Origin of the sequence: Actinomadura darangshiensis (genome assembly GCF_004349235.1) — a bacterium.
GTDB classification, from domain to species: Bacteria; Actinomycetota; Actinomycetes; order Streptosporangiales; family Streptosporangiaceae; genus Spirillospora; species Spirillospora darangshiensis.
The window spans coordinates 1-11,069 of the sequence record NZ_SMKY01000296.1; the positions used below are offsets into that span (position 1 = coordinate 1).

The 11,069-nt window shown below is 71.5% G+C and carries 11 protein-coding genes; 5 read left to right on the top strand and 6 right to left on the bottom strand.

The window, feature by feature from the left end; genetic code table 11:
* The coding region (locus E1293_RS38475) for a carbohydrate-binding module family 20 domain-containing protein (RefSeq protein WP_132203636.1) at nt 1-1,755 on the top strand (1,755 nt) is incomplete at its 5' end.
* A 57-nt stretch (nt 1,756-1,812) separates the two neighbouring features.
* Here E1293_RS38475 and E1293_RS38480 read toward each other — a convergent pair.
* Nucleotides 1,813-2,631, bottom strand: coding sequence for an acyl-CoA thioesterase (locus E1293_RS38480; RefSeq protein WP_207939343.1), 819 nt, complete (start codon nt 2,629-2,631; stop codon nt 1,813-1,815).
* 49 nt (nt 2,632-2,680) lie between these two features.
* Nucleotides 2,681-3,220, bottom strand: coding sequence for a DoxX family protein (locus E1293_RS38485; RefSeq protein WP_132203640.1), 540 nt, complete (start codon nt 3,218-3,220; stop codon nt 2,681-2,683).
* 281 nt (nt 3,221-3,501) lie between these two features.
* Here E1293_RS38485 and E1293_RS38490 point away from each other — a divergent pair, with 281 nt between their 5' ends.
* Both E1293_RS38490 and qcrB read left to right on the top strand, forming a co-directional pair.
* The gene (locus E1293_RS38490) at nt 3,502-4,143 is read left to right on the top strand and encodes a hypothetical protein (protein ID WP_132203642.1); all 642 of its coding nucleotides are present in this window, start codon (nt 3,502-3,504) and stop codon (nt 4,141-4,143) included.
* A 197-nt stretch (nt 4,144-4,340) separates the two neighbouring features.
* The gene (qcrB, locus tag E1293_RS38495; RefSeq protein WP_243717194.1) at nt 4,341-5,963 is read left to right on the top strand and encodes a cytochrome bc1 complex cytochrome b subunit; all 1,623 of its coding nucleotides are present in this window, start codon (nt 4,341-4,343) and stop codon (nt 5,961-5,963) included.
* On the opposite strand, the gene E1293_RS38500 is transcribed toward qcrB, so the two are convergent.
* The 4 genes from E1293_RS38500 to E1293_RS38515 form a co-directional block, all read right to left on the bottom strand.
* Nucleotides 5,938-6,489: a TetR/AcrR family transcriptional regulator gene (locus E1293_RS38500; protein ID WP_132203646.1), complete on the bottom strand. Its 552-nt coding sequence runs from the start codon at nt 6,487-6,489 to the stop codon at nt 5,938-5,940. The genes qcrB and E1293_RS38500 overlap by 26 nt on opposite strands.
* A 46-nt stretch (nt 6,490-6,535) precedes the next feature.
* Nucleotides 6,536-7,240, bottom strand: coding sequence for a Crp/Fnr family transcriptional regulator (locus tag E1293_RS38505; protein ID WP_243717196.1), 705 nt, complete (start codon nt 7,238-7,240; stop codon nt 6,536-6,538).
* Between the two features lie 110 nt (nt 7,241-7,350).
* Nucleotides 7,351-8,139 (bottom strand): DUF427 domain-containing protein, encoded by a 789-nt coding sequence (locus E1293_RS38510; RefSeq protein ID WP_132203648.1) that lies wholly within the window; start codon nt 8,137-8,139, stop codon nt 7,351-7,353.
* 96 nt (nt 8,140-8,235) lie between these two features.
* Nucleotides 8,236-9,312 (bottom strand): AraC-like ligand-binding domain-containing protein, encoded by a 1,077-nt coding sequence (locus tag E1293_RS38515; RefSeq protein WP_165978582.1) that lies wholly within the window; start codon nt 9,310-9,312, stop codon nt 8,236-8,238.
* Nucleotides 9,313-9,546: 234 nt separating this feature from the next.
* Between E1293_RS38515 and E1293_RS38520 the strand changes: the two genes are divergently transcribed.
* Both E1293_RS38520 and E1293_RS38525 read left to right on the top strand, forming a co-directional pair.
* A complete protein-coding gene (locus E1293_RS38520) occupies nt 9,547-10,221 on the top strand; it encodes a dioxygenase family protein (protein WP_132203652.1) in 675 nt (224 codons plus the stop codon).
* 154 nt (nt 10,222-10,375) lie between these two features.
* A partial coding sequence (locus E1293_RS38525; RefSeq protein WP_132203654.1) for a DUF2637 domain-containing protein occupies nt 10,376-11,069 on the top strand: 694 nt, incomplete at its 3' end.

An 11,069-nucleotide genomic window follows, 5' to 3' on the forward strand; every position in this document is an offset into this window, starting at 1 on the left:
GCCCTGCTCCCCGGCCACCCCGCCGACGCCGCCGTCTCCCTCAACTCCAGTGACGTCACCGCCAACCTCTGGGAATGGAACTGGCCGTCGGTCGCCGCCGCCTGCACCGGCCACCTCGGCCCCGCCGGATACGGGGCCGTCCAGGTCGCGCCGCCCGCCGAGTCGGTCAGCCTCGCCTCCACCAGCGACGGCGCCCACCCGTGGTGGGAGGTGTACCAGCCCGTCTCCTACGGGCTCACCAGCCGGCTCGGCACCCGCGCCCAGTTCTCCGCCATGGTCACGGCCTGCCACAACGCCGGCGTCCGGGTGTACGTGGACGCGGTCGTCAACCACATGGCGGGCCACAACAACACGGTCAGCACCACCTACGGCGGCTCGACGTTCGACCCCGCAGGGTTCTCCTATCCAGCCGTCCCGTACGGGTACGGGGACTTCCACCACGCCAACGACGGGTACTGCAACGACGACGACGCGGGCATCGACGACTGGAACAACACGTCCGAGGTGCAGAACTGCGAACTGGTGTCGCTGTCGGACCTCAAGACCCAGTCCGACTACGTGCGCGGCAAGATCGCCGGGTATCTCAACGACCTGGTCGGGCTCGGCGTGGACGGGTTCCGCATCGACGCGGCCAAGCACATCGCGCAGAGCGACTTCGCCGCCATCAAGAGTGCCCTTCACACCACCACCGCGGAGGGCAAGGCGCCTTACATCGCGCAGGAGGTCGTCCCAGGGGCGACCACGGCCGAGTTGAAGCCGTCGGCGTTCACCGGGAACGGCGACGTGCTCGGCTTCTCCTACGCGCGGGGCCTGAAGACGCAGTTCCAGAACGGCACGCTGTCGAACCTGTCGGGCATTCCGTCGTGGTCGCTGGACGCGGACGGCTCCCAGACCTTCGCCATGATCACCAACCATGACACCGAGCGGGACGGGTCGACGCTCAGCTACAAGAACGGCACCGACTACGTCCTGGCCGACTACTTCATGCTGGCCTACCCGTACGGGAAGCCGTCGGTGTTCGACGGGTTCACCTGGTCGTCCGCCGGGCAGTCGCCGCCCGCGGACTCGGGCGGGTTCGTCACCGACGCGAACTGCTCGTCCGGGTGGCAGTGCATCACCCGGTCGACCGGGATGAAGGGCATGGTCGGCTGGCACAACGCGACCGCGTCCGCCACGACCGTCTCCAACTTCACCGCCACGGCGGGGAACGTCATCGGGTTCAGCCGCGGCTCGAAGGGCTGGGCCGGGTTCAACGACTCGTCCAGCCCGTCCACCGCGTCCTACGCCACCGGCCTCGCGGACGGCGTCTACTGCGACGTCATCACCGGCGGCCTCGGCTCGGACGGCTGCGAGGGCACGGCGGTCACCGTGTCCGGCGGCACGGCGACCGTGACGATCCCGGCTGGCGGCGCGGTCGCGATCCACGCGGACGCCAAGTCCGGCGCGACCCCGACGTCCGACCCGTCGAACGTCTCCGACACCTTCAACGTCACCGCCACCACGACCTGGGGGACGAGCGTCTACCTCGTCGGCAGCGTCCCGGCGCTCGGATCGTGGGACACATCCAAGGCCGTCAAGCTCTCCTCGGCCGGCTACCCCACCTGGGGCGGCACCGTCACGCTGCCCGCCAACACGAAGATCGAGTACAAGTACATCAAGAAGACCGACGCGGGCGCCGTGACGTGGGAGAGCGGCGCGAACCGCACCTACACGACGGGCACGTCCAGTCGCACGGCGAACGACACCTGGAGATAGGGCCCGGCGCCACCGGGGCCGGCCTCCTCGTGTGCGGGAGGCCGGCCCGGTCCGCTTTCAGGCGCGCGGCGTGCGGAAGAGGGTCTCCTGGGTGAGGCTCGCGGCGAGCACGCCGTCCCGCGTGTGGATCGTTCCCGTGTACCAGCCGCGTCCGGCGGCGACCGTCTGCGGGACGAGGTCCATCAGCACCCAGTCGTCCATCCGGACGGGACGGTGGAACCAGACCGCGTGGTCGAGGCTGGACCCCGATCGCGCGGGCCCGTCGTGCAGGGCGATGATCCCGCTGGAGATGTCGGACAGGTACGTCAGCACGCACGCGTGCAGCAGGTCGTCGTCCGGCAGCGGCGCGGTGCAGCGCGACCACATCCGGGTCGGGAAGTCGGCCGCCTCGTAGGGCTGCGGCGGGAGCCGGCTCTCCATCGAGAACAGCCGTGGAACCGGGGACGCGGGCAGCTTCTCCGGGTCCGGCGTCTCGGGCGCCGGGTGCACCTGCCGGTCCACGTCGTCGGCGGGCCGATGGAACGACACCGACATGTTGAAGATGACCTCGCCGCCCTGGATGGCCACCACGCGCCGCGCGGAGAACGACCGGCCGTCGCGGTCCCGGTCCACCCGGAAGATCGTCGGCCTGGCCGCGTCGCCGCCGCGCAGGAAGTAGCCGTGCAGCGAGTGCGGCAGCCGGCCCTCCGGGACGGTGCCGCCGGCCGCGCGCAGCGCCTGCGCCGCGACCTGCCCGCCGTACAGCGGGTACGGGTCGTCGAAGACGAGGGTGCCCCGGTAGAGGTCCCGGTCGAGTTCCTCCAGGTCCAGCAGGTCCAGGACGGAGTGGAGCGCTTCCAGCCGGGCTTCGGGCTCTTCGGAGATCGAGGGTGGCACGCTCGCGACGCTATCCGACGCGGCCTCCGGAAAGACCGTCCGGGTGGCGTCAGCCCTCCGACGCCTCGGCGGGCGTTTTCGCCGGACGCCAGAAGACGGCGAGCAGAAGCGCGGCGCCGATCCCACCGGCCAGCGCGGTGATGGCCAGGCCCGTCCAGCCGGACAGATCGTCGGCGACCCCGAGGCCGCGGTCCACCGACACGGCACCGCCGCCCAAAGCGCCCAGCGCGCACGCCACCATGATGATCATCACGACGTACTCATAACCCTGACCGGGCCGGAAGATGAAGAACCCGTTGCGCAGATGCGCGGTGATGAACGCCACCGCCATCGTCCCGACCGCCCCGGCCGCCGCCAGCGGAGTGAACAGACCCAGCAGCAACAAAACCCCGGCACCCAGCTCAGTGCCCGTCGCCATCAACGCGTGCAACCGCCCCGGCCGCAACCCCATCGACTCGAACCAGCCCGCCGTGCCCTCGATCCTCCCACCACCGAAGGCATGGTTCCACCCATGCGCGACCAGCGTGCCGCCCACCGACACCCGCAGGACCAGGGACGCGATGTCGATGCCCGCAGCCTCAACAGCCATTCACGGCCCCCTCCCGGAGAGATGTTCCGCCAACGTACAAGGTCACGCGGCGGCGGAGCCATGCGGGGGGCATGCGGTTTTATGCGCGGGCGCCAAGCCGCGCCGGGGCGGCCCCCGGCCAAGATCTCCGGCGTCCCGCCGTCCGCCGTCCGGTACTCGCCGTCCATCGCATATCTCGCCGCCCGTGGGGCAGATCACAGAAGTCAGGCTCCGCATCGCGTCACATTTCCGGGTGTCCGTCGCATCTATCCCTGTAGTGGCGCGGAGGCTTGGGAGGCGGCATGGACAGTGTGGCGAGACGGTTCGACCTGACGATGCTGTACGCCGCCTACGACGCGTTCCGCCGTGACGCGGCCCGGCTGGAGGCCGCGGCCGGGCCCGGCTCGGCGGTGAGCGGGACGGCGGTCGCGAACGGGTGGTCCCTGTTCGCCTGCCACTGGCGCCTCCAGGACCATGCGGAGAAGGCCGCCCTCTGGACGGTCATGTACGCCAAGGACGCCGACGCGCCCGGAAGGCTCGGCGTGGTGCTCGACGCCATGGCGCTGCAGGCGGTGAAGGTCGTCCCGCTGATCGACGGCGTGGACGCGGCGCTGGAGCACCGCGACCGCCGCGCGTTCGCCGGGTACGCACGGGACCTGCGCGCATCCGTGGAGGGTCTCCTGGACTTCAAGGAGTCGAACGTCCTGCCGCTGATCCAGGAGACCCTCACGCCGTTCGAGTGGGGCACCTTCGACGTGGAGTTCCGCGGCGAGCTGGGCCTGCGCGGCCTCGGCGTGTTCCTGCCCTGGCTGCTGGACGGCGCCCCGGAGGCGACCCGGCGCGCGGTGCTGCGGCTGCTGCCGCCCCCGATCCGGCTCTACTACCGGGCGCGCTGGCGTCCCCGCTACCTGCGCCGCCGCGGGCCGGCCGTCCCCGCCTGCTGAGAGGGCCCGCTGACGGCCCCGCGGTGTGACGCGGTCCACATCCTGGGGATGTCACATCCGTCGGCACCGCATTGGTCTTAATTCCCGGAAGCGCATGCCAAGAGCGCGACGGAGGGATGCTGACCATGGCGGGGATGAGGACGCCCGGCGCGACAGGGGCCGGCACGCGGAGGGCGCCCCGCCCGGGGAACCGGGCGGTGGACGCGACGGCACAGGCGCTGGACGAGCGGCTCGGCACCACCGGCTTCGCCCGCAAGGCGCTGAAGAAGGCGTTCCCGGACCACTGGAGCTTCCTCGTCGGCGAGATCGCGATGTACTCGTTCGTGATCATCCTGCTGACCGGGGTGTACCTGACGCTGTTCTTCAAGCCGAGCATGAACGAGGTCGTCTACAACGGGTCCTACGCCAAGCTGCAGGGCGTCGAGATGAGCGAGGCGTACGCCTCCTCCCTCAAGATCACCTTCGATGTGCGGGGCGGGCTGCTGGTCCGGCAGATCCACCACTGGTCGACGCTGATCTTCATGGGCGCGATCCTCGTCCACCTGCTGCGCAACTTCTTCAGCGGCGCGTTCCGCAAGCCGCGCGAGCTGAACTGGCTGATCGGCATCCTCATGTTCATGCTGGTGATGCTGAACGGCCTGTTCGGCTACTCGCTGCCGGACGACCTGCTGTCCGGCACCGGCATCCGCATCCTGGAAGGCGTCATCGCGGCGGTCCCGCTGGTCGGCTCGTACGCGGTGATGTTCCTGTTCGGCGGCGAGTACCCGGGCACCGACATCATCCCGCGCCTGTACGTGATCCACGTGCTGCTGATCCCGGGCATCCTGGCGGCGCTGATCCCGCTGCACGCGGTCGTGCTGACCTGGCGGCAGACGCACACGCAGTTCCCGGGCAAGGGCAGCTCGAACTCGACCGTCCGCGGCTACCCGTTCTTCCCCGTGTTCATCGGCAAGACCACGTCGCTGTTCCTGTGGGTGCTCGGTGTCACGACGCTGCTGGCCGCGTTCGTCCAGATCAACCCGATCTGGCTGTTCGGCCCGTACGACCCCGGCGCGATCAGCTCCGGGTCGCAGCCCGACTGGTACATGGGCTGGCTGGAGGGCGCGCTGCGGATCATGCCGGCCTGGGAGATCAACGCGTGGGGCCACACGGTCGCGATGAGCGTCGTCGTGCCCGCGCTCGTGGTGCCGGGCCTGCTGTTCACCGGGCTCGCCGTGTACCCGTTCCTGGAGCGCTGGGTGACCGGCGACCGCCAGATCCACCACCTGCTCGACCGGCCGCGGGACGTCCCGGCGCGCACCGGCATCGGCGTCGGCGGCATCGTCTTCTACGGGACGCTGTGGCTCGCGGGCGGCAACGACGTCCTCGCCCACAAGTTCGACGTCTCGCTGTTCTGGACGACCTGGTTCTTCCGCTTCCTGATCATCCTCGGGCCCGTCCTGGCCTACATCGCCGCCTACCGCATCTGCGTCGGCCTGCAGCGCCGCGACCTGGCGCTCGCCGCGCACGGCCTGGAGACCGGCATCATCCGCATGTCGCCGGACGGGCGGTTCAGCGAGGTCGAGCGCCCGCTGCCGGACGAGGCGATCGCCGCGATCACCGACCCGCGCCCGGCGCCCGCCGCCGACCTGGACGTCCCGCCGCCCATCGACGACATCGAGAGCCCCCGCGGCCGCAGCGCGACCGGCCGGGTGCGCGCCGCCCTCAACCGCCGATTCCGGGAGGACCTGGCCGAGGTCCCCGAGCGCTCCCCGGAGCACGCGGCGGAGGAGCAGACGGTCCCGGCCGGCGAGATCAGCGCTCGAAGAGGAGACGGATGACCGGATCGGCGGCCTCGACGGGGTCGTCGCCGAGGTCCTGGAGCGCGCCGCTCAGCCACAGGTGCGCGAACCCGTGGACGATCGACCAGGCGGCGATCCCGGCCGTCCGGTCGTCCCCGGGCCGTTCCGGCGCCGCCCCGCGGACGCCCTTGGCGAGGGCCAGGCGGGCTCGCTCGCGCGCCGCGCCCAGCTCGGGGTCGCCGGCGCGGTAGAGGGCGGGCGTGAACATCACCTCGAAGTGGGCGCGGTGCCCGACGGCGAACCGGACGTAGGCGAGACCGGCCTCGTGCAGGTCGCCGGCGGCCTCCAGGGCCTCGGCGAACAGCGCGTACCCCTCGGCGGCGACGGCCGTCAGCAGTCCGGTCTTGTCGCCGAAGTGGTGGGCGGGCGCGGCGTGCGAGACACCCGCGCGGCGGGCCAGCTCGCGCAGGCTCCACCCCGCCGGCCCGGCCTCGCCGATCGCCTCGACGGCCGCGTCGAGGACCGCCCGCCGCAGGTTCCCGTGGTGGTAGGTGTCGCCGCTCATCCCGGAACCCTATCTAGGCAGCGACAAGTCCATGCCGCGTCCGCCGTCAGTCGGCCTCCTTGGCGAACTCGCGGAGGCGGGGCAGGTCGGCGACGGTGATCCGGCGCCGGCCGGTGCGGATCAGGCCCTCGCGGCGCAGGCCGTTCAGGGCGCGGGCGACGGTCTCCCGGGACGCGTCCATCCAGCTGCCCAGCTCCTCCTGCGACAGCGGCGGGCCGATCTCGATCGACCCGTCCGGCGCGGGCGGGACGTGCTGCACCGAACGTTCCGCCAGGTCGACCAGCAGCATCGCCAGGCGCTGCGGGCCGCGGCTCGTGACGTTCGCCGTGAGCCGCCGGTCGGCGTCGTCCATGCGCTGGACGAAGGTGCCGGTGACGAGCATCCACACGTCCTGGTGCGCGTCCAGGAAGCCGGTGAAGCGGGCGGCGGGCACGACCAGCGAGCGGATCGGCGACAGCGCGGTGACCGTCGCGGCGCGCGGCCGGCCGCCGAGCACCGCGCTCTCGGCGATCAGGTCGCCCGGGCCGCGGACGGCCAGCACCACGTCGTGGCCCTCCTCGGTCGCCGAGGTCACCTTCGCCCAGCCCCGCTCAAGGACGATCACATGGTCGGACTCGTCGCCCTGGTACACGAGCGGCGCCCGCACCGGGAAGGTCTTCGGGCGCGCCGCGGCGCGCAGCGCGGCCCGCTGCGCGGTGTCGAGCGCGGCCCAGAACGCGGTGGGCGGGGAAGACGCCGCGTACGGTGCCAACAGCCGCCTCCTTTGCCCGGGGTCACCTGAACTGTAAACCCGGATCGCCCGCTTGGGGACGGCCCGCCGCCGCACGGCGAGTCAGGTGAACACGGCGCCCGCGCCAGCCGTCAGGAGCCGGGAGGCGGCTGGGTCTCGATCGTCAGCGCCTCGTGGTCGAAGCTCAGATATCCGGCGATCTTCGTCGCGTCCTCAAGGGGCTCCTCGTAGGACCAGGCGGCGTCCTCCGCGCCCGTCAGCGACCAGTACGTCGCCGCGCCCTTGTACGAGCAGTAGGTGTGCTTCTCGCTCCGGGTCAGCAGGTCGCGCCGGACGTCGCCGGCCGGGATGTAGTACCGGTTGGGCAGCCCGGTCTCCGACACCAGCAGCAGCCGCCCGGACTCCGCGACGACCTCGCCGTCCAGCAGCACCCGCACGCGCCTGGACGTGGCGCGCGCGTCGACGCGGTGGAACGGGTCGCGCAGATGCCCGTGGACCTCCTCGTCCTCGTCGAACCAGGCGTCCATCCGGTTCCAGTAGAAAGCCATGTACCCGCGCAGCCACGCCGACTCCGGTTTCGGGTCCGGGTACCCCCACACGGCGTTCTCCGCCGCCCGGTCGCCGGCCCGAACCGTCCAGTACGTCGCGTCGCCCTTGAACGGGCAGTGCGTCGAGTGGTCGGTCTTCTCCAGCAGGTCGGTCCGCACGTCCTCCTCCGGGACGTACAGGACGGGCGGCAGACCCGTCTCGTGCAGGAGCTTCCCGCGCTCGGTGTCCAGCACGGTCTCCCCCGCGAACCTGGCGCGGACCCGGCGCGGGAAGTCGTGCATGAAGAGCCGGTGCTTGGGCCCGTCGATGGTGAAATTGACCTCGTCCCCCGGTGAACCGGCAAGCGGGCCGGGCCGCATGGTCAGCGACATACCGCGTCTCCTTCGAAGTCACTGTTTCCTAGACGCCGGTGGGCATCGTCTCCAGTTCACCACAGCACCGTGAACGTCGGCGGCGCCGCGGCGGGGTCAGGCGTCCCGCTGGATGCCGGTGGCGCGGGCGCGGTAGTCGGTGGGGGTCTGCCCGTAGGCGGCGCGGAAGGCGCGGCTGAAGGCGGCCGCGTCGGGCAGGCCCCAGCGGTTGGCGATCGCGCCGATCCGCTGGGTGCCGAGGAACGGGTCGCCGAGCTCGCGGCGGCAGTGCTCCAGGCGCCGGGTGCGGACATAGCGGGCGACGGTCGTGCCGGTCGGCTGGAACACCCGGTACAGCTGGCGGACGGAGATGTGGTGCGCGGCGGCGATGGCGGCCGGGCACAGGGACGGGTCGTGCAGGCGCGCCTCGATCCACTCCTCGATCGCCCGCAGCATCTCCGCCCCCTCCCGGGACGGCGACGGCGGGGCGCCCAGCCACTCGCCGGCCGCGCCGGTCACCAGCTCGACGAGCGCGCCGCCGAGATGGCGGGCGTAGAACTCGCCGGACGCGCCCGCGTCCGTCCCCTCGGGCGCGGAACCGTTCGCGGCGGCACCGTTCGCGGCCGAATCGTTCGCGACCGAATCGTTCGCGGCGGGGGCGGCCCGGGTCTCGGCGCCGTCCTCGGCGGCCGCCTCGGCGAGGGCGCCGAGGAAGGACGAGACGAGCCGTCCGGTGGGGGCCCGGCCGCCCAGCAGGGTGCCGCCGAACGCGGCGAGGCGGTTCTGCGGCAGCGGGACGGCGCTGTGCGGGATCACGACGGTGAAGATGTGGTGCGCGTCGAACGAGATCTCGACCGGGCGCGTGAGGTCGTAGAACACCACGTCGCCGACCCCCACCTGGATCAGCCGGCCGTTCTGCCGGAGGACGCACGAGCCGCGCAGCATCAGGCCGAGCTTGTAGCACTCGCGGGTGTCGCGGGCGATCTGCCGGGCGCTGCGCTGGACCGCGTGCGCGGGCGCCCACACGTCGCCCGCCTCGACCGGGCCGAGCACGCGGCCGCTGAGCCGGGCGGCGAACCCGCCGGGCAGCCGCGGCCGGACGTGGAACGGACCGAAGGCCGAGCTGATCAGATGGCGCCAGTATTCGGCCTGGTCGCGGGCAGGATGGTCCGAGGTGTCAACGAGGGTGGGCATGGCGCTCCTCCGGTCGGCGGGGTCCCGGACGCCACCAGCCAGGCTTCTACGGCTCGACAGGAAGGTCAATGAGCGAGTCAGTACGAGGCTGCGCGCCGGCTTTGGCAGTCGCCGCCAAAGGCCCGGCACGCAGCGGCAAGACCGCCCGTCCCGCACCGGCCTATACATGTCGCGGACGAACTCCCAGGGAGCCCCCCAACCGGAAGATCCCGGACGACCCCCGAGAGGACCCTCATGCCAGCGCACGAGCAGGACCCCGGCCAGGTGCAGGACCCCGGCACCGGCCAGGAACACGGCATCAGCCGTAAGAACTTCATCGTCGCGGCCAGCCTCGGCGCCCTCGCGCTGCCCGCCGCCGTGTCCGCGGCGGCGCCCGCGCAGGCCCGCACCGAGCCGCCGCGGCAGCCGCTCCGTCCGACCCCCAAGTGCGATGACGGGGACGACGACCCGACCCCGGCGCAGATGGAGGGCCCCTACTTCAAGCCCGGCTCGCCCGAGCGGTCGTCGATCGTGACGCCCGGAATGCCGGGCACCCCGCTCACCGTGACCGGAATCGTGTACTCCCTGTCGTGCCGGCCGGTGAACGGCGCGCTACTGGACTTCTGGCAAGCCGACTATTACGGCAATTACGACAATTCCGGATACACGCTACGCGGACATCAGTACTCGGACACATCGGGACAATTCAGTCTGACGACGATCGTGCCCGGCCTCTACCCGGGCCGCACCCGGCACATCCACGTCAAGGTCCAGGCGCCGTACCAGCCGATCCTGACGACGCAGCTGTACTTCCCCGACGAGCCGCGCAACTCCTCCGACGCGCTCTTCGACCCCGAGCTGCTGATGGAGGTGCAGTCGGGCCCGGACGGACGGTCCGCAGCGTTCGACTTCGTCCTGCAGGTGCCCTGACCCATCGCCCACCGGCAATCCGGGCGCCTTGTCCCGGATTGCCGGGAATGCGACCGAGCCGTGATGCGAATCCCCCACGAAACGCCAAGAGAATGGATAGTCTCCCACCGATCACACTTGGTTGTTGGTAAGGAAATCTGGGAGCAAACGCCGCATGAGCGCTGCCAACCGGGCACAGGTCATCACACGGTGGGGGGCCATCGCCTTCATGGCGGCCGCGGTCCTGACCGCCACCGCCGGTGGCTTCGCCCAGTCCTATGCCGGGCTCTACCACTGGGCACTCGAACACGGCCTGCGGGGCTGGAAGGCCGAGTCGTTCCCCCTGCTGGTCGACCTGTTCATCATCGTCGGGGAGCTCGGTCTCTTCCTGCTCGCCATAGACGCCTTCGTGCTGAAGCGCCGGGCCCTGCTGAGCTGGGTCGACTTCTGCCTGCCGCTGACCATCGCCCTCGCGGGCTGGACGGCCAGCCTCATCTTCAACGTCGGCCACGTCGGCCACAAGAGCTTCTCCTACCAGGCGACGGCCGCCGTTCCCCCGATCGTGTCGATGCTCGGCCTGTTCGTGCTGCTGCGGACGCTGCACCGGTACGTGTCGGACAAGGTGGACGAGGCGGAGCCCAAGCCGCCCGAGCCGCAGACCCGCGCGATCGCCGGGCCGGTCACGCTGAACCAGATCACGCTGATGCCGCTGCGCAACACCGGCCCGTTCCCGCAGATCCAGGTTCCCGGCCACTCCGGCAAGGCGATCGAGTCCGGCACCTCGGCCGCCGCCGCCGAGGCCAAGGCCGCTCGTCAGCAGACCTCCGAGCCCGTGGCCGGCGCTTCCACACCGGCCCCGGCCCCGGCCC